The 24,271-nt window shown below is 66.4% G+C and carries 17 protein-coding genes and 1 pseudogene; 10 read left to right on the top strand and 8 right to left on the bottom strand.

The features are described 5' to 3' along the window. Nucleotides 1-62: 62 nt before the first annotated feature. Complete coding sequence (locus JYG37_RS18555) at nt 63-1,253, top strand: O-succinylhomoserine sulfhydrylase (RefSeq protein WP_124593202.1); 1,191 nt, start codon at nt 63-65, stop codon at nt 1,251-1,253. Between the two features lie 109 nt (nt 1,254-1,362). On the opposite strand, the gene JYG37_RS18550 is transcribed toward JYG37_RS18555, so the two are convergent. The 3 genes from JYG37_RS18550 to JYG37_RS18540 are packed head-to-tail and all read right to left on the bottom strand — an operon-like array spanning nt 1,363 to nt 4,461. Continuing rightward, nucleotides 1,363-2,328, bottom strand: a complete 966-nt coding sequence (locus tag JYG37_RS18550; RefSeq protein WP_124593201.1) for an NAD-dependent epimerase/dehydratase family protein — start codon at nt 2,326-2,328, stop codon at nt 1,363-1,365. Beyond that, nucleotides 2,315-3,361 carry a GDP-mannose 4,6-dehydratase gene (gene gmd / locus JYG37_RS18545; protein WP_050011265.1) on the bottom strand — a complete coding sequence of 349 codons (1,047 nt, stop codon included), beginning with the start codon at nt 3,359-3,361 and terminating at the stop codon, nt 2,315-2,317. Before gmd ends, JYG37_RS18550 begins: the two co-directional genes overlap by 14 nt. A 35-nt stretch (nt 3,362-3,396) precedes the next feature. Beyond that, nucleotides 3,397-4,461 (bottom strand): acyltransferase family protein, encoded by a 1,065-nt coding sequence (locus JYG37_RS18540; protein ID WP_050011264.1) that lies wholly within the window; start codon nt 4,459-4,461, stop codon nt 3,397-3,399. A 469-nt stretch (nt 4,462-4,930) separates the two neighbouring features. Here JYG37_RS18540 and JYG37_RS18535 point away from each other — a divergent pair, with 469 nt between their 5' ends. From JYG37_RS18535 to JYG37_RS18525, 3 genes are read left to right on the top strand one after another with little or no spacing between them, the layout of a single operon-like run. Next, nucleotides 4,931-7,123, top strand: a complete 2,193-nt coding sequence (locus JYG37_RS18535) for an NHL repeat-containing protein (protein WP_373452504.1) — start codon at nt 4,931-4,933, stop codon at nt 7,121-7,123. A 19-nt stretch (nt 7,124-7,142) separates the two neighbouring features. After that, entirely contained in the window at nt 7,143-8,609 is a 1,467-nt protein-coding gene (locus JYG37_RS18530; RefSeq protein WP_213345701.1) for a flippase, read from the top strand. Next, entirely contained in the window at nt 8,606-11,065 is a 2,460-nt protein-coding gene (locus tag JYG37_RS18525; protein WP_213345700.1) for a glycosyltransferase family 4 protein, read from the top strand. The genes JYG37_RS18530 and JYG37_RS18525 overlap by 4 nt, the downstream gene beginning before the upstream one ends. Nucleotides 11,066-11,473: 408 nt before the next feature. Here JYG37_RS18525 and JYG37_RS18520 read toward each other — a convergent pair whose 3' ends face one another. Then, nucleotides 11,474-12,649 carry an acyltransferase family protein gene (locus tag JYG37_RS18520; protein WP_124554022.1) on the bottom strand — a complete coding sequence of 392 codons (1,176 nt, stop codon included), beginning with the start codon at nt 12,647-12,649 and terminating at the stop codon, nt 11,474-11,476. Between the two features lie 216 nt (nt 12,650-12,865). Between JYG37_RS18520 and JYG37_RS18515 the strand changes: the two genes are divergently transcribed. Together JYG37_RS18515 and galU are read left to right on the top strand one after the other, a co-directional pair. Then, nucleotides 12,866-13,009: a hypothetical protein gene (locus tag JYG37_RS18515; protein ID WP_006479318.1), complete on the top strand. Its 144-nt coding sequence runs from the start codon at nt 12,866-12,868 to the stop codon at nt 13,007-13,009. A 230-nt stretch (nt 13,010-13,239) separates the two neighbouring features. Next, nucleotides 13,240-14,127, top strand: coding sequence for a UTP--glucose-1-phosphate uridylyltransferase GalU (gene galU / locus JYG37_RS18510; RefSeq protein WP_027782643.1), 888 nt, complete (start codon nt 13,240-13,242; stop codon nt 14,125-14,127). Nucleotides 14,128-14,492: 365 nt separating this feature from the next. Here galU and JYG37_RS18505 read toward each other — a convergent pair whose 3' ends face one another. Continuing rightward, nucleotides 14,493-15,611 carry an acyltransferase family protein gene (locus tag JYG37_RS18505; RefSeq protein WP_050011260.1) on the bottom strand — a complete coding sequence of 373 codons (1,119 nt, stop codon included), beginning with the start codon at nt 15,609-15,611 and terminating at the stop codon, nt 14,493-14,495. Nucleotides 15,612-15,868: 257 nt separating this feature from the next. Here JYG37_RS18505 and JYG37_RS18500 point away from each other — a divergent pair, with 257 nt between their 5' ends. The 3 genes and pseudogenes from JYG37_RS18500 to JYG37_RS18490 all read left to right on the top strand — a co-directional run bounded on the left by JYG37_RS18500 (nt 15,869) and on the right by JYG37_RS18490 (nt 17,468). Further along, nucleotides 15,869-16,318, top strand: coding sequence for an HU family DNA-binding protein (locus tag JYG37_RS18500; RefSeq protein WP_011548077.1), 450 nt, complete (start codon nt 15,869-15,871; stop codon nt 16,316-16,318). Between the two features lie 220 nt (nt 16,319-16,538). After that, nucleotides 16,539-16,628 (top strand): annotated as a pseudogene (locus tag JYG37_RS35130) (ATP-binding cassette domain-containing protein); the annotation flags it as partial. A 48-nt stretch (nt 16,629-16,676) separates the two neighbouring features. After that, on the top strand, nt 16,677-17,468 hold the full coding sequence (locus JYG37_RS18490) for an AadA family aminoglycoside 3''-O-nucleotidyltransferase (RefSeq protein ID WP_213346117.1): 792 nt from the start codon (nt 16,677-16,679) through the stop codon (nt 17,466-17,468). Between the two features lie 178 nt (nt 17,469-17,646). On the opposite strand, the gene JYG37_RS18485 is transcribed toward JYG37_RS18490, so the two are convergent. The 3 genes from JYG37_RS18485 to JYG37_RS18475 all read right to left on the bottom strand — a co-directional run bounded on the left by JYG37_RS18485 (nt 17,647) and on the right by JYG37_RS18475 (nt 21,035). After that, nucleotides 17,647-18,120, bottom strand: a complete 474-nt coding sequence (locus JYG37_RS18485) for a VOC family protein (RefSeq protein ID WP_050011259.1) — start codon at nt 18,118-18,120, stop codon at nt 17,647-17,649. Between the two features lie 393 nt (nt 18,121-18,513). After that, nucleotides 18,514-19,671, bottom strand: a complete 1,158-nt coding sequence (locus tag JYG37_RS18480; RefSeq protein WP_050011258.1) for a porin — start codon at nt 19,669-19,671, stop codon at nt 18,514-18,516. Nucleotides 19,672-20,090: 419 nt separating this feature from the next. Further along, nucleotides 20,091-21,035 (bottom strand): YihY/virulence factor BrkB family protein, encoded by a 945-nt coding sequence (locus JYG37_RS18475; RefSeq protein ID WP_124554025.1) that lies wholly within the window; start codon nt 21,033-21,035, stop codon nt 20,091-20,093. Between the two features lie 154 nt (nt 21,036-21,189). Between JYG37_RS18475 and fdnG the strand changes: the two genes are divergently transcribed. Beyond that, nucleotides 21,190-24,261: a formate dehydrogenase-N subunit alpha gene (fdnG, locus tag JYG37_RS18470; RefSeq protein WP_143328897.1), complete on the top strand. Its 3,072-nt coding sequence runs from the start codon at nt 21,190-21,192 to the stop codon at nt 24,259-24,261. Nucleotides 24,262-24,271: the final 10 nt, after the last annotated feature.

Genomic DNA, 24,271 nt, shown 5'->3' with positions numbered 1-24,271 from the left:
TTGACCGGGTCCGCGCCTCGTGCACGACCGTCGGCGCGGCCATCGAATACGGAAAACGGAACATGGACGACTCCCTCAACTTCGACACGCTTGCGGTGCGCGCGGGCACGCTGCGCAGCGACTTCAACGAGCATTCGGAAGCGCTGTTCCTCACGTCGAGCTTCTGCTTCTCCAGCGCGGCCGACGCGGCCGAGCGCTTCGCGAATTCGGAAGACTATTTCACCTATTCGCGCTTCACGAACCCGACCGTCACCATGTTCCAGGAGCGTCTCGCGGCGCTCGAGGGCGGCGAGGCATGCATCGCGACGGCGTCGGGCATGGCCGCGATCATGTCGGTCGTGATGTCCGCGCTGCAGGCGGGCGACCATCTCGTCAGCTCGCGCAGCCTGTTCGGCTCGACGCTCGGGATGTTCTCGCAGATCTTCAGCAAGTTCGGGATCACGACGACCTTCGTCGACCCGACCGACCTGAACGCATGGCACGAAGCCGTGCGGCCGGAAACGAAGATGTTCTTCCTCGAGACGCCGTCGAACCCGCTGACCGAACTCGCGGACATCGAGGCGATCGGCAAGATCGCGAAGGCCGCGAACGCGCTGTTCGTCGTCGACAACTGTTTCTGCAGCCCGGTGCTGCAGCAGCCGCTGAAGCTCGGCGCGGACGTCGTGATGCACTCGGCGACGAAATTCCTCGACGGGCAAGGCCGCGTGCTTGGCGGCGCGCTGGTCGGCTCGAAGGAATTCATCATGGGCAAGGTGTTCCCGTTCGTGCGCAGCGCGGGCCCGACGCTGTCGGCGTTCAACGCGTGGGTGCTGCTGAAAGGGATGGAGACGCTGTCGCTGCGCGTCGAGAAGCAATCGGCGAACGCGCTGGAGATCGCGCGCTGGCTCGATTCGCATCCGGCGGTCGCGCGCGTGTTCTATCCGGGCCTCGAATCGCATCCGCAGCATGAGCTCGCGAAGCGTCAGCAGAAGGCGGGCGGCGCGATCGTGTCGTTCGAACTGAAGGGCGACACGCCCGAGCAGCAGCGCGCGAACGCATGGCGCGTGATCGACGGCACGAAGCTGGTGTCGATCACCGGCAACCTCGGCGACACGCGCACGACGATCACGCATCCGGCCACCACGACGCACGGCCGCATCACGCCGGAAGCGCGTGCGGCAGCGGGGATCACCGAAGGGCTGATCCGCCTGGCGGTCGGCCTCGAGCATGCGGGCGACGTTCGCAACGATCTGGCGCGCGGCCTCGACGGCTGAGGCTGAGCGATACAGCCCGTTTGTGCTCGGCATCAATGAAACGGGCCGCTCGAGAGAGCGGCCCGTTGTCGTTGCGGCGCATGCCGTCGCGCGCGTGTCGTGCCGCCGTTCAGCCGGCGGCGTGCGCGGACGGTGCGGCACGCATCGCGTCCACCATCCAGCGCAGCGTTTCGTCGAGCGGCGTGACCGGCAATTCGCCCACCGCGCGCCGCAGCCTGTCGCGCGACCCGCTCAGGCTTTTCACTTCGTTGTGCCGCACGAAGCGCGGATCGATCGTCACGTCGATCACGTAGCCGGCGATCCGCGACAGCATCGCCAGCACTTCCTTCAGCGAATACGCGCGTTCCGAGCAGACGTTGAACGTCTCGCCGGCCGGCGCGGCTTCTACCAGCTTCAGATAGGCGGCCGTCACGTCGCGCACGTCGGAGAAATCGCGGCTCACGTCGAGGTTGCCGAGCGAGATCCGCGGCGCGTTGCTCGCATAGTGCGCGACGAGCTTCGGCAGCAGATACGCATCGCTCTGGCCGACACCCGTGTAGTTGAACGGCCGCGCGATCACGATCGGCAGCCGGTCGGCCCAGAGCTTCGCCGCATATTCCATCGCGAGCTTGCTGACCGCGTAGTCGTTCGCCGGGGCAGGCGCGACGGTTTCGTCGAGCACGCCGGGCGTCGAGTTGCCGTAGATGTTCGCGCTGCTGGCCAGCAGCACGGCCGACGGACGGCGGTCGAGGCCGGCGAGCGCCGCCAGCAGGTTGCGCGTGCCGACGATGTTGACCGCGTAGGTCGGCGACGGCTCGTCGTCGGCGACATGGGCACGCGCGGCGAGATGCACGACCGCGTCGGGTCGCGCGTCGGCCGCGGCCGCGCGCATCGCATCCGCGTCGAGCAGGTCGACGGGCAGCAGCGTGCACTGTGCGAACGCCGGATCGGCGGGGCGCGGCGTACCGGGCGCGACCGTGCCCCAGACGTCATAGCCGGCCGCCTGCAGGCGTTCGGCCATGTAGCGACCGGTGAAGCCCGTCAGGCCCGTGACGAACGCACGGCGCGACGGACGCCCGGTTTCAGAACGTGTCATGGTGTTGGTTCCGCGTCAAATCCGCTTCGACCATCATCTGACATAGTTGTTCGAGCGTCGTCTTGGGCGCCCAGCCCAGTTTGCTTTTCGCCTTGTCCGCGCAGCCGATCAGCAGGTCGACTTCGGCAGGCCGGTAGAACTTCGGGTTCACTTCGACGAGCACGTTGCCGGTCGATGCGTCGAGGCCGCGTTCCTGCTCGCCCTTGCCGGTCCATTCGAGCTGGTAGCCGGCCGCCGCGAACGCCATCCGCACGAAGTCGCGCACGGTTTCGGTGCGGTTGGTCGCCAGCACGTAGGTGTCGGGTTCGTCGGCCTGCAGCATCCGCCACATGCCTTCGACGTATTCGAGTGCGAAGCCCCAGTCGCGCTTCGCGTCGAGATTGCCGAGCTCGAGCTTGGTCGCCTTGCCCAGCTTGATCTTCGCGATCGTGTCGGTGATCTTGCGCGTAACGAATTCGCGGCCGCGCAGCGGCGATTCGTGGTTGAACAGGATGCCGCTGCTGCCGAACAGGCCATACGATTCGCGGTAGTTCACGGTCATCCAGTGCGCGTACAGCTTCGCGACGCCGTACGGGCTGCGCGGATAGAACGCGGTGGTTTCCGTTTGCGGGATCGCCTGCACCTTGCCGAACATCTCTGACGTCGACGCCTGGTAGAAGCGCGTCTTCGGGCTCACGACGCGAATCGCCTCGAGCAGGTTCAGCGGGCCGATGCCGGTCACTTCGGCGGTCGTCGCCGGCTGGTCGAACGACACGCCGACGAAGCTTTGCGCGGCCAGGTTGTACAGCTCGTCCGGCTGCGTGCGTTCGAGCAGGCGCAGGCTGGAGCCCGCGTCGGTCAGATCGTGTTCGACGAGCGTCAGGTTCGGGTGCGTGTCGACACCCAGCTCGGCGATGCGCCAGAAATTCACCGAGCTGGTGCGGCGGTAGGTGCCGGTGACCTCGTAGCCCTTGTCGAGCAGCAGTTTGGTCAGGTACGCACCGTCTTGCCCCGAAATCCCGGTGATGATGGCCTTTTTACGCGTTTGGCTCATGGCGTTGTCCTGGTAGAAGCAATGGATGATGAAAGTCAGGCGGTCGTGCCGGCGGCGGCCGGCACCGCGCGGCGCGCAGGCCCGCGCGTCAGGCGCCGTTCGAAGCCGTACCAGCTCAGGGTCGCGTACGCGAGCGTGATCGCCAGCGCGAGCGCGGCCGTGACGAAGCGGTTCAGGTGCAGCGGCCACAGCGCGTACAGCACGCTCAGGTGGATCAGGTAGACGGTGTAGCTGACGGTGCCGACGTAGACGAGCATCGGGTTCGTCAGCACGCGCTGCACGAGGCCGCGGCCGCGCAGTGCGATCACGACGATCGACGTGCACAGCAGCAGCGAGATGCTGTAGAGCGCCGCGTTCGACAGCGGCGTGTTCGCGGCGCGAAAGCGCGGGAACGACAGGTGCAGCCAGCCGAGGATCGCGAGCGACACGAGCGCGCCGACGATCGCGAGCGGATAGAACGGCTCCAGCGCGCGCCGGTCGCGGCGCAGCACGATCGCGAGCAACGCGCCGGCCGCGAGCAGGTCCATCCGGAACGGCGTCAGGTAGTAGATCGGCCAGAACGAATCGAACCACGGCGTCGCGATCGCGCGCAGCACCGGCGCCGCGACGATCAGCGCGGCGGCGACCCACAGCAGCGCGCGCTCCGAGCACCACAGCACGACGAACGGCCAGAAGATGTAGAACTGCTCCTCGACCGCGAGCGACCACAGCACGTTCAGGCTGTCATGGCCGATGCTGCCGAGCGACAGCCCGATATTGGTCGAGAAGAACGCGAACCATGGCCAGTGCGGCAGCCAGCTCGCGCCGAACAGCAGCGTCGACACCACCAGCAGCAGCACGTACGGCGGCAGGATGCGGCGTACGCGGCGCGCGTAGAAGTGGCTGAAGTACGACTGCCCGCGCGCCTTGCGATCGAGCAGGATGCCGGTGATCAGCAGGCCGCTCAGCACGAAGAACAGGTCGACGCCCATCCACAGCGGCGCCTTCAGCGCGTGTTGCAGGAAGACGGCGCCCACCGCGATCGCGCGCAGCCCGTCCAGCTGCACGATGCGGCCGTGTTGCGGCGGGGCGAGGTCGGCGGGGCGCGACAGGGCCGTCATCGCGCGGCTCCTTCACGACCCGCATCCGATGCGTGTACGTATTGCATGCCTTTAAATGGAATATGGAATCGCAATCGATTCTAGGGAAAAGAAATCGGTAAAAAAACGCGCGCCATTTATCTGACGACAACCAGGCTAATGCCGATTATTACGATCGCGCGATGAAAGGTTGGCTCGCGGACGGGCGCGCCGGGCGGCGCGGAGCGGAATTTTCTACGTGGTGACGCGGAAAGAGCGGTCGTTATTGCCGTTTTCCGCGGTCATTTACTCGCTGTTCCGGTTCGATATTTCAGGCAGAAACATCCCTAAATATTTCCAAATTTCTTGTGATTATTTTTGCTTGTAACCTGCATCGCGACGTTTGAAACCCATTTAGCGACAGCGCGCCGCCGCGGGCGATCCGAGGCGGCGCCGGTCGCTGTTGCATCGAGTCTGGAGAAGCGCATTGCGACGTCTGATTCTGGTTGGCATGACGGTATGCGCGGCACTGCTGACGAGCGCCGTGCCGGCCGAAACGGTGTTGCCCGCGACGACGTCGTGGATCGGCAACACGTTCGGCTATGGCGACGGCACGTGGACGCAGATCGATATTCGCGCGATCGCGGTGACGCCGGAGGGCAAGGTGTATACGAATGCGCCGTGGGACGAGAGCGGCGCCGAGGCGAGCGTCTACCAGGACGGGAAGATGCTCGGCTTCGCGGGCGGCACGCACGGCTGGGGCAACCTCGGCGGCAGCGCGATCGCGGTGAACAGCAAGTACGCGTATGTCGCGATCGGCGTCGGCAACGAGCGCGGCCATCTGCAGTCGCCCGGCATCTGGCCGGACAAGGGCAAGCAATGGTTCGGCATCTCGCGGCGCACGATCGGCGACATGAAGCAGCCCGCGCCGTTTCGCGCGGCGCCGCAGGTCGCGCCGGGCGGGCGCGCCGATACCGGCCGCGCGCGGATGGCCGCGAGCTTCATGATGATGAACGAGGTGTCGGCGCCCGCGCGCTCGGAAGTCGGTGAGGCGAAGGCGGAAGTGGGCGGCCTCGCGGCTGACGACAAGACGCTGTTCGCGACCAATCCGTCGCGCGACGTGGTGGATGTCTACGACGCGGAAACGATGCAGCAGAAGGGCACGTGGAGCGCGCACGAGCCGGGCCGCATCGCGTTGGCGGGCGACGGCACGCTGTGGCTGCTGACCGATACGCTCGGCGGCCCCGCGCATCTCGTGCACGTGCGGGCCGACGGCCGCAAGCTCGACGACGCGCCGGCGCTGCCGGAAGGCACCGACGCGGTGGACGTGGCGGTCGACGCGAAAGGGCGCGTGCTCGTCGCGGACAACGGGCCGCGCCAGCAGATCCTGATCTTCTCGAAAGGCGGCAAGGGCTATGCGCCGTCGGGCACGCTCGGCGAGCGCGGCGGCATCTTCGCGGGCCCGGTGCCGGGCCGGGCCGGGCCGCAGCGCTTCAACGGGCTGACGGGCGTCGGCGTCGACCGCGCGGGCAACATCTATGTGTCGATGAACGGGATCGGGCCGCGCCACGACACGATCGGCGCGGGGCTCGGCGCGGTGCTGGAAAGCTACACGCCGGACGGCAAGCTGCGCTGGCAGGTGCAGGGGCTGCTGTTCGTCGACGGCGCGTGGCTGGACCCCGCGCGGCCGAACAGCGTGTACACGGGCAACAAGCGCTTCGAGCTCGACCTGTCGAAGCCGCCGGGCCAGGACTGGAAATACGTCGGCTTCCTGTCGAACCGCTTCAAGTATCCGGACGACCCGGTGTTCCACACCGACCAGTATCCGGGCATGCCGATCGCGCGGCGCGTCGACGGCCGCACGTTCCTGTACCTGACCGACATGTACGCCGATCACCTGAAGATCTACCGCTTCGACGCGAAGCGCGACGGCGAGGTCGCGATTCCGTCGGGCCTGATCGCGGGGCGCGCGCGGCCGGTCGACAAGGTGCCGAACAAGCCGCCGGGCGGCGACTGGCTATGGCGCGACGCGAACGGCAACGGCCGGATCGATGCCGACGAGTCCGAGATCAACACGACGGGCAAGGCAAAGGCGGGCGGCTGGGGCTGGTGGGTCGACACGAAGGGCGACATCTGGCGCACGAGCGACGTGCGAGGGATTCATCGCTTCGGCTATGGCGGCGTCGACAAGGCCGGCAACCCGATCTATTCGTACGACAAGGTCGCGACCTACCCGATGCCGCAGCCGTTCACGCAGCTGCGCCGCGCGATCTACGAACCGCAGACGGACACGCTGTACGTGACGGGCTACACGGCCGACGCGCCGCCGCAGCCCGGCATCAACAAGGAAGTCGGCCGCGTGCTGGTGCGTTTCGACAAATGGTCGAGCGGCTCGCCGGTGGTGCGCTATCAGGTCGCGCTGCCGTGGCAGCTCGACGCGAAGCCGATCCTCGACCTGATCGGGATCACGGTCGAGGGCCGCTACCTGTTCACCGTGGAGCCGGTCGGCAAGATCCACGTGTACGACAAGGAAACCGGCAAGGAAGTCGGCGTGATGAGCCCGGGCGCCGAGGTCGGCAAGGCGTCGGGCTGGGTCGACGTGCCGTTCGGCATCAGCGCGTTCCGGCGCGAGAACGGCGAGTACCTGGTGTTCGTCGAGGAAGACGCGCGCGGCAAGGTGCTCATGTACCGCTGGAAACCGTAACGGGCCCCTGGGCTAAAGCATGGACAAAGGCATACTCAAGAACGTTTCGATCAACTTCATCGGGCTGATCCTGCCGACCTTCGTGTCGCTGGTGACGGTGCCCGCGTACATCCACGCGCTCGGCGTCGAACGCTACGGCGTCGTCAGCCTCGTGTGGACGCTGATCGGCTATTTCGGGATTCTCGATCTCGGGATGAGCATGGCCGCGCAGAACCACATCTCGAAGGCGCTCGCGAGCGGCAACGCCGACGAAAGCGCGCGCGTGTTCTGGAGCGCGTTCTGGCTGAATCTCGGCACCGGTATCGTCGGCGGCCTGCTGATCTATTTCGGCGCGTTCGTCTACACCGCGTATTTCACGAAGGTGTCGGCCGCGATGCAGCACGAGGTGTATCTGGCGCTGCCGTGGCTCGCGCTCGCGATTCCGCTCGCGAACGTGTCGTGGGTGTTCGCCGGCGCGATCAACGGCGCCGAACGGTTCGGCGTGTTCAACACGAACCAGACGATCGGCACGTTCCTGTTCCAGTTGCTGCCGCTCGGCGCCGCGTGGTGGATCGCGCCGAACATGCAGACGGTGCTCGCCGCGGCGGTCGTCGCGCGGCTGATCGCGGCGGTGATGCTCGGTCAGGCCAGCGTCAAGGTGCTCGGGATTCGCCGCATCGATCCGCCGCAGTGGGGCACCGCGAAGGGGCTGTTCAACTTCGGCGGCTGGATGCTGATCGCGAGCACGACGAGCATGATCGCCGACACGCTCGACCGCGTGATGCTCGGCGCCGGCATGGGCGCGAAGTTCGTCACCTACTACACGGTGCCGCAGAACCTCGTCACGCGGCTGAACATGCTGCCGAACGCGCTGGTGCGCACGCTGTTCCCGCGCCTGTCGGCGGTCGGCCGCGATCATGCGGATACGCTCGCGCGCCAGTCGCTCGAATTCCTGAACGGCGTGTTCACGCCGGTCGGCATCGTCGCGATCTTCGCGCTCGCGCCGTTCCTCACGCTGTGGGTCGGCGCCGATCTCGCCGCGCATTCGGCGCCGGTCGGCCGCGTGCTGGTGATCAGCGTGTGGCTCGTCGGCCAGGCGAGCGTCACGCGCATCCTGATCCAGTCGCAGGTCAATCCGGCCCGCGCGGCATTCGCCGGGCTCGTCGAGATGCCGTTCTTCGTCGGCGGCCTGTGGTTCGGCATTCATCACTTCGGGCTGATCGGCGCGGCGGTGGTCGTCGCGGCGCGCGCGCTCGTCGACTACGGCGTGCTGTTGTACCTGTCGGCGATCCGGATGCGCGCGATCGTACTCGACATGCTTGCCCATCTCGCCTTCCTGCTGGCGAGCCTGTTTCTCGCGCAGGCATGGCCGGGGCTGGTCCAGTCGATCGGCATGTGCGCGGTCGTGCTGGTGCTGAACGTCGCGTGGTCGCTCACGATGACGCCGGGGCTGCGTGCACTCGTGCGCGACCTGTTTGTCCGTCTCAATGCGAGGAGAACTGCATGAATCGCGATCTGGCGGAACACGCCGTCCTGAATCTCGCCACGGCCGATGCCGCCGTGGTCCATGCCGGCGACGCCGCCGCGCCGCACCCGGCCGAACGGGCCGGCGCGCGGCAGCCGACGCGTGCGCTGCGCGTGGCGATCGTCCACGACTGGCTCGTCACCTATGCGGGCGCCGAGCGCGTGCTCGAACAGATCGTCGCGTGCTTTCCCGACGCGGACCTGTTCAGCCTCGTCGATTTCCTCGACGATCGCGCGTTCGTGCGCGGCAAGCCGGTGACGACGTCGTTCATCCAGAAGCTGCCGTTCGCCCGCACCAAGTACCGCAGCTACCTGCCGCTGATGCCGCTCGCGATCGAACAGCTCGACGTGTCCGAGTACGACCTCGTGATCTCGAGCAGCCACGCGGTCGCGAAGGGCGTGCTGACCGGGCCGGACCAGGTGCACATCAGCTACGTGCATTCGCCGATCCGCTATGCGTGGGACCTGCAGCACCAGTATCTGGAACAGTCGAACCTCACGCACGGGCCGAAATCGCTGCTCGCGCGGATGATTCTCCATTACATCCGCAACTGGGATACGCGCACCGCGAACGCGGTGGACGGCTTCGTCGCGAACTCCGCGTTCATCGCGCGGCGCATCAAGAAGGTCTACCACCGCGACGCGGCGGTGATCTTTCCGCCGGTCGACGTCGACGCGTTCTCGCTCAACGCGGTGAAGGAGGATTTCTACCTGACCGCGTCGCGGATGGTGCCGTACAAGAAGATCGACCTGATCGTCGAAGCCTTCTCGAAGACGCCCGAGCGCAAGCTCGTCGTGATCGGCGACGGCCCCGAGATGCAGAAGATTCGCGCGAAGGCGGGCCCAAACGTCGAGATCATGGGCTATCAGCCGTTCGCGGTGCTGCACGACCGGATGCGGCGCGCGAAGGCGTTCGTGTTCGCGGCCGAGGAGGATTTCGGGATCTCGGTCGTCGAGGCGCAGGCGTGCGGCACGCCGGTCATCGCGTACGGCAAGGGCGGCGCGCTCGAGACCGTGCTCGACCCGCAGTCGAACCTGAACCCGACCGGCCTTTTCTTCGACGAACAGACGCCGCACGCGATCGTCGCGGCCGTCGACGATTTCGAGCGCGCGCCGCAGCGCTTCACGCCTGACGCGTGCCGCGCGAACGCGGAGCGGTTTTCCGCCGACACGTTCCGGCGGCGCTTCCTCGACTACGTGGAGCAAGCGCTGCCCGGCTCGACCGCGCAGCGCGGCACGGCGGCCCCGCTGCCGGTCGCCCGCGGCCCGGCGACGCTCGTGCTCGACCAGAGCGGCGTGCTCGGCGGCGCCGAGCTGTCGCTGCTCGAGATCATGAAGCACATGCGCGCGAACGCCGACGTGCTGCTGTTCGACGACGGCCCGTTCCGCGCGGCGCTCGACGAGATCGGCGCGCGCGTCGACGTGGTCGAGCAGGGCGCGCTCGCGGGCGTGCGCAAGCAGGGCGGCGTGTCGTTCGGCGCGGTGAAGCAGCTCGTGCGGCTGGTGCGCGACGTCGCCCGCCGCGCGCGCCGCGCCGAGGTGATCTACGCGAACACGCAGCGCGCGATGGTGGTCGCCGCGCTCGCCGGGCGGCTCGCGCGCAAGCCGGTCGTCTGGCATTTGCGCGACATCGTCAGCACCGACCATTTCGGCGGCAAGCAGTTGCAGGCGATCAAGTACTGCGCGCGGTTCGGCATCACGCGCGTGATCGCGAACTCCGACGCATCCGCACAGGCGTTCCGCGCGCTGACCGGCTTCACGCCGCAGCACGTCGACGTCGTGTTCAACGGGATTTCGGCCGAACCGTTCGACGCGCTGGAAGGCGTGAGCCAGGCCGCGCTGCGCGCGCGCCTCGGGTTGCCCGCCGACGCGTGGCTGGTCGGCTCGTTCAGCCGTCTCGCGCGCTGGAAGGGGCAGCACGTGCTGCTGGAGGCCGCCGCGCGGCATCCGGACATGCACGTGGTGCTGGTCGGCGCGCCGCTGTTCGGCGAGGACGACTATGCGGCGCAACTGCACGAATACGTCGCGCAGCATGCGATGGACGAGCGCGTGCATTTCCTCGGCTTCCAGCGCGACGTGGCCGCGTGCATGACGGCCGTCGACGTCGTCGCGCACACGTCGATCACGCCGGAGCCGTTCGGGCGCGTGATCGTCGAGGGGATGCTCGCGCGCCGGCCGGGCGTCGCGGCGCGCGCGGGCGGTGTCGTCGAGATCATCGAGGACGGCGACAACGGGCTGCTCTGCGAGCCGGGCAACGCGGCCGCGCTGGCCGATGCGCTGGCGACGCTCAAGTGCGACCGCGCGCTGCGCGAGCGGCTCGTCGCGAGCGGGCGGGCGACCGCGGTGCGCCGGTTCGGGACCGAAACCTACGTGGAGCGGGTCGAGAAGATCCTCGCGGATACGGCGAAGGCTGCCAAGGCGGCGAGCGCGAAGAAGTAGCAGCCGGCGCGAGCCGGCGGGAAAGGGCGGAAAATGGCGGAAAACGGGCCCCCATGCGGCGTTGCGCTGTGCGGGGGCTTCGTTTTTCAGCGGGCGGGGCGTGTGGCTGCGACGGGTGAGCTGGTTTGCGCCCCGGGTCCGAGTCGGGCGCGAGCGTAGCCGAGCGTCGTCTGGAACAGGATTGGGCCGTCGGGAACGTGAAGCGAGCAGTCGACACCGTCGCGCTCGTGCTTCGGCAACCGCGCACAAGGGGCCCGCGGGGGCCGTAGCGCGGTCGAAGGGCGGCAGGCCACTCATTCCTTGTCGACCCGGCCTGCAACCGCGTGCCGGCCATGAAAAAGCCCTCGCGCAGCGACACGCCGCGCGAGGGCTCCGGACCGGACGGCCGATCGAGCCGGCCGGCTCGCGTCAGGCGGCCTGTTCGGGCGTCGACGCGACGACGCGGGCGGTGCGGGTCGGCTTGAAACTGGCCGACCACGTCATCGCCGGGCGTTCGAACATCCGGTAGAACAGGTACGCGACCGGAATCGCGACGGCCATGAACGCGAACGACGGCCAGATCGACAGCTGCAATTCGGAGTGGAACAGCACCGAGCCGAGGCAGACGAACAGCGGCAGGTGGATCAGGTACAGCGAGTAGCTGAAGTCGCCGAACCAGCTCAGCACGCGCAGCGGCGGCGTCGTGCGCGGCGGCCGGGCGAGCGCGCGGTACAGGAAGCATGCGAAGCCGGCCGACCACAGCTGGAACGCGCCGTACTGGCCGAAATGGAATGCGCCGCAGCCGGCGGCCAGCAGCACGGCGGCCGCGACGTACCACGCGCGCGACGGCACGACGGCCGTGCCGCGCGACTGCTGCGCGCGCACGTCGGCGATCCATGCGCCGATCGTCCAGGACAGCCAGTACGACGTGAAGAACTGCAGGTCGTGCCGTTCGAGCAGCCACGCCGACGCGACGTTGACGAGCGCCACCGCGGCGACGACGGCCGGCATGCCGATGCGCCGGCGCAGCGCGAACAGCAGCGGGTAGATCGCGTAGAACTGCACTTCGAGCGACAGCGTCCACAGCGCGCCGTTCGACCCGTACGTGTAGCCGGCGACGCCTTGCAGCGAGAACAGGTTCACGAGGAACGCGACGAGGCCGACGTCGCGGATCTTGTGGCTGACGGGCTCGATCTGCAGGCTGACCGCATCGAGCGCGAGCGTGAACAGCAGCGCGGCGAGCAGCACCGGGTAGATGCGCGCGAAGCGGCGCACCCAGAAGTTCGGCGCGTCGAGCCGGTACGCGGGATTGGCCGCGAGCTTGAGCGCCGCGTTGCGGTGGATGCAGTAGCCGCTGATCACGAAGAAGATCGGGACGCCGGCCGAGCCCCACGCGAACGGGAAGGTCAGGTAGCCGGCGATCGCGCCCGGGCTGAGCGCATGACCGTAAGCCTGATGGAAGCTCTGCATGCCGACCCAGACGACCTGGCGGCAGTGGAAATAGGCGACGAGCAGCGCCGCGAAGCCGCGCATCGCGTCGATCACGTGTTCCTTGTGGTCGGCGACGGGCGGCGCGGCCAGAGACGATCCGCTGAAAGCTTGCATGCGATTCGATTCCTTGCGACGGATGGACGGGAAGTTCATCCAATCGTAATGCGCAAGAATTCGGTCAATGAATAAAAAAATCTCGTCCGGAAATATCGGTATTCCGCATCATGGGTTTATCGCTGCCTGAAAGCGGTTCCGCGACGGGCACGAATTATTTGCCGATTTTTTTCTGATAGTTTGAAGCTCCAGTTGATTGATGCAAGGAGCGGCAAGATGGACATGCATTGGATCGCGAGCGCTGCAGTACTGCTGGTCATGGCCGTGCTGTCGGCGTACCGCGAGGCGCTGAAGAACGAACCGATCCGCCCGGGCCTCGAGCGGGGCGGCGTGCCCTATATCGAGGAATTCGAATCGTAAGAATTTGTATCCGGAAAATCGGTAATTTGTTTCTGCTCCGGCAATAGGTTCGGCAATATCGACCGGGTTGAAGCGATTATATTTTTTCCGGAATAATCGGGCAATCAGTTCATATCGAAAATGAGCGGAGCGGAATTGGCAGTACCGTCGATTCTCGATATGCCGTTCGGAACACAATCGCGCCGGGTCGCAGGTCGACGCGGCGCAGTCAACGCTATCAGGATGCGAACATGTTGAAAGTCACCAGGGCCGTGTTTCCCGTTGCCGGTCTCGGCACGCGGTTCCTCCCGGCAACGAAGGCGAGCCCGAAGGAAATGTTGCCCGTCGTCGACAAGCCGCTGATCCAGTACGCGGTCGAGGAAGCGATCAACGCCGGTATCACCGAGATGATCTTCGTCACCGGGCGCAGCAAGCGCGCGATCGAGGATCATTTCGACAAGTCGTACGAGATCGAGGCCGAGCTCGAGGCGCGCGGCAAGGAAAAGCTGCTCGAGCTCGTGCGCGGCATCAAGCCGAGTCACGTCAACTGCTTCTACGTGCGCCAGCCGGAAGCGCTCGGCCTCGGCCATGCGGTGCTGTGCGCGGAGAAGCTCGTGCACGGCGAGCCGTTCGCGGTGATCCTCGCCGACGACCTGCTGCACGGCGAACAGCCGGTGCTCAAGCAGCTCGTCGACGTGTTCGACCACTATCACAGCTCGGTGATCGGCGTGGAGACGATCCCGCGCGAAGACAGCCGCTCGTATGGCGTCGTCGAAGGCCGGGAGTGGGAAGAGGACATCATCAAGCTGTCGGGCATCATCGAGAAGCCGGCGCCCGAGGATGCGCCGTCGAACCTCGGCGTGGTCGGCCGCTACGTGTTCATGCCGACGATCTTCGATCATCTGCGCAAGCTCAAGCCGGGCGCGGGCGGCGAACTGCAGCTCACCGACGCCGTCCAGTCGCTGCTCGCGAACGAACAGGTGCTCGCGTATCGCTACTACGGCACGCGTTTCGACTGCGGCAGCAAGATCGGTTATCTGAAGGCCACCGTCGAGCTCGCGCTCCAGCATCCGGAAGTGAGCCGCGAATTCGAGGCGTACCTGCGTACCTGCTTGCCCGCGCTGGCTGCCGTCGCTTAAGCGGCCGCGCGCTCCGTCGTTTCAGGTGGTGGTTGTTCCGTTGGCCCCGGCCGCTCGCGCGCCGGGGCTTTTTTGTTTTTGGCGGGCGCACGAGCGTGGTGCGTGACGTCTGGATGCCGCACCTCGGACGGGCGGAGGTTGGTGGCCCGCGACGCGAGGAGTAGGCCGATGAGGTGGGACGTCGCGCGTGAAACCGGTGCCGACGCATTCGTCGCGTGACCGGATCGGTGGATGGGTTGCGCGGGTTGCACGACGCGCGCTGGGGTGTCGCGCGATGACGCGGCATCGGCTGCCAAGCAACTGGCCGCCGGCCGCCGGGCGTCACCGGTATCGACGCATTCCGATCCGTTGCCGCCGCCCACCGCTCAGCGCGGCGACGTGCTCGGTTGCGCGGCGAAGTGTCGGGCCAGCATCGCGGCGATCGGCTTCTTGAAGTCGAGCAGCCGTTTTTCGAGATAACGCCAGGACAGGTGCGCAAGCAGCACGGCGAGCGCGAATTGCAGCATTTCCGGCAGCGCGTCGCGGACGATTTCCGGCATCGGCACGTGCGCGAACGACGCGGGCAGCGCGCCGAAGCGCGCCGGAATCAGGTTGTGGAACAGGTAGAAGCCGTAGCTGATCGTGCCGAGATACGCGAGCGGCGCCCAGTCGAGCAGCGCGACGACGGGATGCTCGGGCGCGCTGACGATCCACAGCATCAGCGCGCCGAGCGACACCGACAGGCCGAGATCCGCGAGCCCCGCGACCGCATCGGGCAATGCCGTGCAGGCGGGCAGTACGAGGAAGAAGACGACGCCGGCCGCGCCGAGCCAGCCGGGCGGCACGCGGCGCGCGGCGGCCGCGCCGCGATCGGCGAGCGCCATCGCGCCGACGCCGCCGAGCGCGATCAACGCGAAATTCCACGGGGAAAACGCGTAGATCAGCACCGGCGACGCATCGGACAGGTAGAGCGCGAGATGCGCGAGCGCGCACAGCGCGACGGCCGCGATGCCGAGCGCGACGTGTCGCGCGGCGGGCACCGCGAGCAGCGCGAGCGGGGCGATCAGATAGAACTGCTGTTCAACGGCGAGGCTCCAGAAGTGCGACGTGGAGCCCGGCCAGCCGTCCTTGACGACGCCGATCCAGTAATTCGACAGGAACACGGCGTGCCATGCGAGCCCGAGGTTGACGCCGCGCTGGTAGAACAGCGCGTGCGCGATCGCGAGCGCGGCGAGCAGCAGGTAGTAGACGGGAAAGATCCGCAGCGCGCGCTTCGCGAGGAACAGCGCGAGCGCGTGGCGACGCGTCATGGCGCCGCGCTCGACCGCCTGGCGGTTGCGATGCAGCTCGCCGACGATCAGGAATCCGCTGATGAGGAAAAACGTCCACACGCCAAGCTTGCCGACGTCGACGGCAAGGACATGGCCCTTGTGGGACAGGAAAACGAGGATGACGGCGAGGGCTCGCAGGCCGTCGAGTCCTTTGACGTATCTGACTTCGCGCATGGAGGCATCCGGGCATTGAGCACGCCCAGTATAGGTGCGCAAATATCGAACGTAATTCGCGTTCGGGCCCATACGTGAAGGTGTTTTTTCACGCTCGGGCGTCGATGAAGTCGGTCGCGCGCAACAAAACCTGCGGGAAACCCCGCGAAAACGCATAAAAGTACTGCACGAAGCGTCAAGGCGCTTGTAGAATCCGGCGTTGAAGCGCGCGCGTTGCACGCTTCGTGTATCCAACGACCACACCTGGTAGGAGAAACATGGCGACTTCCGCAAAAAAGGTGGCCAAGAAGGCTGCCGCACCGGCCACCAAGAAAGTGGCTGCCAAAAAGGCTGCGCCCGCGAAGAAAGTAGTGGCCAAGAAGGCTGTCGCAAAGGCAGCACCGGCTGCTCCGACGCCGCTGAAGGACAAGTTCACGAAGGCATCGCTCGCAACGCACATCGCTGAGCGCGCAGCTGTCGAAGTGAAGGCGGTCAAGGCAGTGCTCGTCGCACTCGAGAACGTCGTGCTGGGCTCGGTTCACAAGAAGGGCGCGGGCGAGTTCACGCTGCCGGGCCTGCTGAAGATCACGGCACAAGTCGTGCCGGCGAAGAAGAAGCGCTTCGGCAAGGATCCGTTCACGGGCGAAGAGCGTTGGTTCCCGGCGAAGCCGGCCAGCGTGCGCGTGAAGGCACGTGCGCTGAAGAAGCTGAAGGACGCGGCGGCGTAATGCCGCGCAACGGCTGCCGAATGCATGTCGGCAGCCGTTGCGATGTCCCGAGATCCCCGTACGCGAAAGCGTGCGGGGATTTTTATTGGGCCGCGCAACGCGCGCGGCGGCGAACAGGCGGCATGGCGATCACCGGTTGCCCGGCACATGACGCGCGGCGGATCGTATGTCGCGCATCTGCATCCCCATCGCCGAGCGGCGAGCTTCGTTCGCGCGACGCGTGTCGGTGTCGCTGCGGCAGGGCGAAACGCTCGGCATCGTCGGCGAATCGCGATCGGGGAAGTCGACGCTCGCAGTGGCGCTGCCCGGGTGTCGTTTCTTCGCGTTCCATTGGGCGCGCGCCGTCAGGTTTGCCGTCGTGACCGACTTCATTCCGCATGAGATCGCCGCACAGCTCGCCGCCGCACGCGTCGCGATCGAACGGCATCTCGGCGCGACGCTGCAAGCGATCCACCTGTTCGGATCGGCGCTCGACGGCGGCCTGAAACCGCGCAGCGACATCGATTTGCTGGTGACGGTAGCGGTACGCCCGGACGAAGCGCTGCGGCGCGCGCTGATGTCGGACCTGCTCGGCGTGTATGCGCCGCCGGGTTGCAGCAGCGGCATGCGTGCGCTGGAGGTCACCGTCATCGCGCACGGCGACGTGGTGCCGTGGCGTCATCCCGCGCGACGCGAGTTGCAGTTCGGCGAGTGGGTGCGCGGCGATCTGGAAGCCGGCATCGTCGAGCCGCCGCTGATCGATCACGATCTGGCCATCCTGTTGACGAAGGCGCGACAGCACAGTGTCGCGCTGGTCGGGTCGCCCGCGAACGTATTGTTCGAGCCGGTGCCGGTGCGCGACTTCGTCGCCGCGCTGCTCGCGACCGTTGCGCAGTGGAAGGCCGAACCGGACTGGCGTGGCGACGAGTGCAACATCGTGCTCGCGCTCGCGCGCATCTGGTACAGCGCCGCGACCGGCGGGATCGCACCGAAGGACGTCGCCGCGACGTGGGTGCTGGCGCGTTTGCCGGACGCGCACCGGCCCGTTGTTGCGGCTGCGCGTGCTGCCTATGTCGATGGCGAGGCGGGCGCGGCGATTCTGTCGGGCGAGCCGCTGGCCGAATTCATCGGCTACGCGCGGCGAGCGATCGAGTCGATGTTGTCGGCGTAGCGGCGTAGCGGCGTAGCGGCGTAGCGGCGGGCGCCGGCGAAGCACGTCAACGGCTTACGGCCCGCCTGCCACGGATAGCGAACCCGTTCGAGCCGGGTGCATGCGCGACCCGTCGAGCCGGGTGCGTGCAGACGGCGATCCGGCGCGGCATCGCGCATCCGCAGCCGGCCGCCTGTCGTCAGCCCGCGGTGCCCGCAAAGGCGGCCTTCAGCGCGGCGTCGTCGAACTTCGTCATCTGCATCATCGCGGCGGCCACGCGGCCCGCCTTGACCGTGTCGCGGTCGGCCATCATCGGGATGAGCGCTTCCGGAACGATCTGCCATGACACGCCGTAGCGATCCCTCAGCCAGCCGCAGCCGTCGGCCGTGCCGCCGTTGTCGAGCAGGGCGCTCCAGTAGCGGTCGAGTTCCGCCTGGTCCGCGCAGCTGACGAGCAGCGAGATTGCGTGGTTGAACGCCTCCGTGCGCGGGTGGCTCATCGCAAAGAATGGCTGCCCGAACAGCTCGAATTCGACCATCCGCGTGCCGTCGGTGCCGGGCACGGCCGTGACGCGCACGATGCGCGAATCCGGAAAGATGCCGGCATAGAAGGCCGCGGCTTCTTCGGCTTCCGTCGAATACCAGAGGAAAGGCGTGATCTTCTGAATCGTCATGACGAGTCTCCTGTCTGCATGGGTGCGGGGCAACCGTATGCCGCCATCGATACGACGGACGACGCCCGCCGAAATCGACACGCGGCGCAAACAAATCCTGCGTCGGTTAACCCGGGCGGCGCCGGCTGTGCGGATGATAGGCGCTCAACGGAGAAACGGCGACCTCTCCGGCCATCGGAAACGGGGTTGCGGGTGCATTGCAGCCGCCAGGCGCCGTTGCCGGCGCGCCGACCTGTGTCGGGTCCCGGCTCGGGGCGAGGCGGCCCTGCGGGCGATGTCGGCTCCGCCTGCCGGAGATGGACGAAAAAAAGCCAGCCGCGGCCGAAACCGGGGCTGGCTTTCCAGGTCGGCGGCAAGGCGTCGGAGACGCCATGCACGCCGGATACTTCGTTTTTAGAACTTGTGACGCAGGCCGAGTGCGACGATTTCCTGCGAGCTCTTGCCGGCGATGCCGTACGAGCCGATCGACGCTTGCGCATCGGTGCCGTCGGCGTTGTGGCCGCTTGCGTGCTGGTATGCGCCAACCAGGTACACGTCGGTGCGCTTCGACAGCGAGTAGTCCGCGCCGAGCGAAACCTGATGGTACTTGGCGTCGGTCTGGCCACTACCCTTCGTGTAGATGTAGCCGAGGCCGAGCAGCAGCGGTGCCGATGCCTGGTACGTGACGAATGCGCGGCCCGTGTTGTACTTCTGGTTCGTGCCGAAGCCCGAGTTCGCATCAGCCTTGTATTGCGCGTTGCTGTAGCCGGCACCGACCGTCACCGGGCCGAATGCATACTGGCCAGCGACTTGCGCGATACCGATCGACGATGCCGACGAGTAGGCGTTGTTGATGAAGCTGCCCGAACCGTCGAAGATCGCGTCCGACGTGCCGGCCCAGCCGGTGCGCACGCCAGCGGCGCTCAGGGGAGCCGAGTTGTTCGCGTGGAAGTAACCTGCAGCCAGGCCGACCGGGCCGTTGTTGTAGGCTGCGGCTGCTGCCCACGTCTGACCCTTGCCGGTTGCGCCGGCGACGCCGCCGAGTGCGTACATCGCTTCGACTTGCAGGCCAGCCCAGACCGGCGACGTGTACTTGATCGCGTTGCTGACGCGCAGGCTGTTGTCGTTGTTGTCGACGTCGCCCGGCGTGGCGAACACGCTGCCGAAGTAGTTGTCAGCCGTGACTGCCTGAACCAGGTCGACGAGCGGGTCGTACTGGCGACCCAGCGTCAGCGTACCGTACTGGTCGCTTTGCAGGCCGACGAAAGCCTGGCGGCCGAACATGCGCTGGCCTTGGCCCAGTGCACCCGTTGCCGAGTTGAAGCCGTTTTCCAACTGGAAGATCGCCTTCAGGCCGCCGCCGAGGTCTTCCGAACCCTTCAGGCCGAAGCGGGCGCCTTGCAGGTTGCCGCTACCCATCGACCACGAATTGTTACCTTGACCGTCGTTACCGTGAACATAGGTGATCGACGTGTCGATCACGCCGTACAGCGTCACGCTCGACTGAGCCTGAGCAGCACCAGCGGCGCCCAGCAGGGCGAGCGAGAGGGTCGAGAGAGCAAGTTTCTTCATCGTTGAGTTTCTCCACGCAAGTGATTCATCGTTATTTGTTGCGGATTGGAGAATAGCTCAGTGCCATACACGCAAGAAAGCTCAAAAAATAAAGTGTCTCGAAAAGGTAACAGCGCCAAAAAGTCCATATAGATCAAGCACATCAGCAACTGTTCCTGTTTATGAAACAGTTGACAATTGCTGCGCCGCGATTGTTTCAATAGTTGATGCTGATGGCCGCAGATCCCTTGTTTTAGCCCGTTGCAGTAACGAAACGAGGGTGTGCAAACGTTTGCAGTTGCAGCTGAATGCATGTCGGCGTGCAACGCATACGTCGACGCCGCGCGCATGCGCGGCGGGACGACGGGGTTGCAAAGGGGAGAGGCGTGTGCCGGGCCCGCGCGAGACCGATGCGCGGCCGCTTGCAGAGGGCGGGTGAATCAGTCGTCGCGCGGGCGATCGTCGGCGTGACCGGGTTTAACTGCCTGAGCGGACGCGGCCGGCGCCGGATGCTCGGCCGGCCGATGCGCGTCGCCGCGGGCCGCCGCGAATTCCGCGCCGAGCAGCAGCACGATCGCGGAGAAGTACAGCCACATCAGCAGGACCGCGAACGATCCGGCCGCGCCGAACGCACTCGCGGTGCCCGCATGCGCGAGATACAGCGCGAACAGCTTCTTGCCGCCGGAGAACAGGATCGCGGACACGATGCCGCCGATCGCGGCGTCGCGCCACGCGACGCGCGCATCCGGCAGGAATTTCATCAGCGACGCGAACGCGGCCGCGAGCACCGCGATGCCGACGAAGAACTGGATGAGGTTCGTGACGACCACGTATGGCGAATCGCCGAGCAGCCAGGTGCCGACGAAGGTGATCGCGGTGTCGAGCACGAGCGACACGATCAGCAGGAATGCCACGCCCAGCACGAGCCCGAACGAAATCAGCCGCACGCGCACGAGGCCGAGCATGCTCGACCAGCGGCTTTCGGTGGCCGGCCAGATCACGCTGAGCGCGGCGCTGAGCGACGCGAACGTGGCCGACGCGCCGATCGCGAGCGCGGCGAACGAGATCAGCGTAGCGAGGCCGCCGCGTTGGCCCGCGCGGTGCGCGTTCTGCACGATCGTCTGGATGCTGGCCGCCGCGTCGTCCCCGATCAACTGGTGCGCCTGTTCGAACACCTGGCCGCGCGCGGCGTCGTCGCCGTAGAACCAGCCGGCCACCGCGATCACCATCACGAGGGTCGGCGCGAGCGAGAACGCGGAGAAAAACGCGATGCCCGCGGCCATCGCGGAGCAGCGGTCGGACGAAAAGCGCTTGAACGCGGTGAGGGCCCAGTTGGCCTGCTGCTGGGCGAGACGGGTGGCTTCGGAAGTGATCTGTCGTTTCATGACGGTTCGGTTGCGCGCGGAACGCGGATCATCGCGGGTTGGTCGCAGGTTGGTCGGACAAATCGGTATTGATCCGAGGATTCGATCAGAGTTGCCTGAACTGTCTATAATTCCTTTCAGTCGTACCCCACCCCACAATAACGCCGAGACCGCCATGCTACAAATGTCCCGGCGCCAGTTCCTGAAGGTGACCGCCACGTCGCTTGCCGGATCGAGTCTTGCCCTGATGGGCTTTTCTCCGTCCGAAGCGCTGGCCGAAGTCCGACAGTACAAACTGGCGCGCACCGTCGAAACGCGCAACACCTGTCCTTACTGTTCAGTAGGTTGCGGCATCCTGATGTACAGCCTCGGCGACGGCGCGAAAAACGCGCAGCCGAGCATCATCCATATCGAAGGCGATCCCGACCACCCGGTCAATCGCGGCACGCTGTGCCCGAAGGGCGCGAGCCTGATCGACTTCATCCACAGCCCGAACCGCCTGACGCACCCCGAGTATCGTGCGCCCGGCTCGGACAAGTGGGAACCCATCTCGTGGAACGACGCGCTCGACCGCATCGCGAAGCTGATGAAGGCCGACCGCGACGCGAACTTCGTCGAGACGGCCGAAGACGGCGCGAAGGTCAACCGCTGGCTCACGACGGGCATGCTGGCCGCGTCGGCGGGCAGCAACGAGGTCGGCTACCTGACGCACAAGACCATCCGCAGTCTCGGGATGCTCGCATTCGACAATCAGGCGCGTGTCTGACATGGCCCGACGGTGGCAGGTCTTGCCCCGACGTTTGGCCGTGGAGCGATGACGAACCATTGGGTCGACATCAAGAACGCGGACGTGATTCTCGTGATGGGCGGCAATGCAGCCGAGGCCCATCCGTGCGGTTTCAAGTGGGTAACGGAGGCGAAGGCGCACCGCAAGGCGCGGCTGATCGTCGTCGACCCGCGCTTCACGCGTACGGCCTCGGTGGCCGATTACTACGCGCCGATCCGCACCGGCACCGACATCGTCTTCCTGGGCGGCGTCATCAACTATCTGCTGACGAACGACAAGATCCAGCATGAGTACGTGAAGAACTACACGGACTTCTCGTTCATCGTGCGCGAGGATTTCGCGTTCAACGACGGCATCTATTCCGGCTACGACGCCGAGAAGCACGCGTACCCGGACAAATCGAGCTGGGACTACGAGCGCGGCGACGACGGTTTCGTCAAGGTCGACCCGACGCTGCAGCATCCGCGCTGCGTCTACAACCTGCTGAAGCAGCACTACGCGCGCTATACGGCGGAGAGGGTCCAGCAGGTCTGCGGCACGCCGAAGGACAAATTCCTGAAGGTGTGCGAGATGCTCGCGACCACGGCCGTTCCCGGCCGCGCCGGCACGGTGCTGTACGCGCTCGGCTGGACGCACCACTCGATCGGCGCGCAGATCATCCGCACCGGCGCGATGGTGCAGCTGCTGCTCGGCAACATCGGCATCGCCGGCGGCGGGATGAACGCGCTGCGCGGTCACTCGAACATCCAGGGGCTGACCGACCTCGGGCTGATGTCGAACCTGCTGCCGGGCTACATGACGCTGCCGATGCAGGCCGAGCAGGACTTCGACGCGTACATCAAGAAGCGCGTGCAGGAACCGCTGCGGCCGAACCAGCTCAGCTACTGGAAGAACTACAAGGCGTTCCACGTCAGCTTCATGAAGTCGTGGTGGGGCGATGCGGCCACCGCCGAGAACAACTGGGCGTACGACTACCTGCCGAAGCTGGACAAGCAGTACGACCTGCTGCAGGCGATCGAGCTGATGAATGCCGGCAAGATGAACGGCTACATCTGCCAGGGCTTCAATCCGCTCGCGGCGGCGCCGTCGAAGGTGAAGACGGCGGCGGGCCTCGCGAAGCTGAAGTGGCTCGTGATCATGGATCCGCTCGCGACCGAGACGTCCGAGTTCTGGAAGCATCACGGCGACTACAACGACGTCGATGCGTCGAAGATCCAGACCGAGGTGTTCCGCCTGCCGACCACCTGCTTCGCGGAGGAAAACGGCTCGCTCGTCAGTTCGAGCCGCGTGCTGCAGTGGCACTGGAAGGGCGCGGAGCCGCCGGGCGAAGCGAGGAGCGACCTCGAGATCATGTCGGGGCTGTTCCTGCGCATGCGCAAGCTGTACCAGAAGGACGGCGGCAAGTACCCGGACCCGATCGTGAACCTGACCTGGCCGTACGCGAACCCGGAAAGCCCGACGCCCGAAGAACTGGCGATGGAGTTCAACGGGAAGGCGCTCGCCGATCTGCCCGATCCGAAGGACCCGGCGAAGACGCTCGTGAAGAAGGGCGAGCAGCTCGCCGCGTTCGCGCAACTGAAGGACGACGGCACGACCGCGAGCGGCTGCTGGATCTTCTGCGGCGCGTGGACGCAGGCCGGCAACCAGATGGGGCGGCGCGACAACTCGGACCCGACCGGCATCGGCCAGACGCTGAACTGGGCGTGGGCATGGCCCGCGAACCGGCGGATCCTGTACAACCGCGCGTCGTGCGACGTCGCCGGCAAGCCGTTCGACCCGACCCGCAAGCTGATCGGCTGGAACGGCAGCGCGTGGAAGGGCGCCGACGTGCCGGACTTCAAGGCCGACGAACCGCCCGAAAACGGGATGGCGCCGTTCATCATGAACCCGGAAGGCGTCGCGCGCTTCTTCGCCCGCGCGGGGATGAACGAAGGTCCGTTCCCCGAGCACTACGAGCCGTTCGAGACGCCGCTCGCGGCGAACCCGCTGCACCCGAACAACCCGCTGGCGCTGAACAACCCGGCCGCCCGCGTGTTCCCGGACGATCGTGCGTCGTTCGGCAAGGTGGCGGACTTCCCGCACGTGGCGACCACGTACCGGCTGACCGAGCATTTCCACTACTGGACCAAGCATGCGCGGCTGAACTCGATCATCCAGCCCGAGCAATTCGTCGAGATTGGCGAAGACCTCGCGAAGGAAGTCGGCGTCGCGCATGGCGAGCGCGTGAAGGTGTCGTCCAAGCGCGGCTACATCATCGCGGTCGCCCTCGTCACGAAGCGGATCAAGCCGCTGACGGTCGACGGCAAGAAGGTCCAGACGGTCGGCGTCCCGTTGCACTGGGGCTTCAAGGGCCTGACGAAGCCCGGCTATCTCGCCAATACCCTGACTCCGTCCGTGGGCGACGGCAACTCCTATACACCGGAATTCAAGTCGTTCCTGGTGAAGGTCGAAAAGGCGTAAGGGGAAAGAG

Origin of the sequence: Burkholderia sp. LAS2 (assembly GCF_018417615.1) — a bacterium.
GTDB classification, from domain to species: domain Bacteria; phylum Pseudomonadota; class Gammaproteobacteria; order Burkholderiales; family Burkholderiaceae; genus Burkholderia; species Burkholderia sola.
This window is presented reverse-complemented; position numbering and strand designations above follow the sequence as displayed.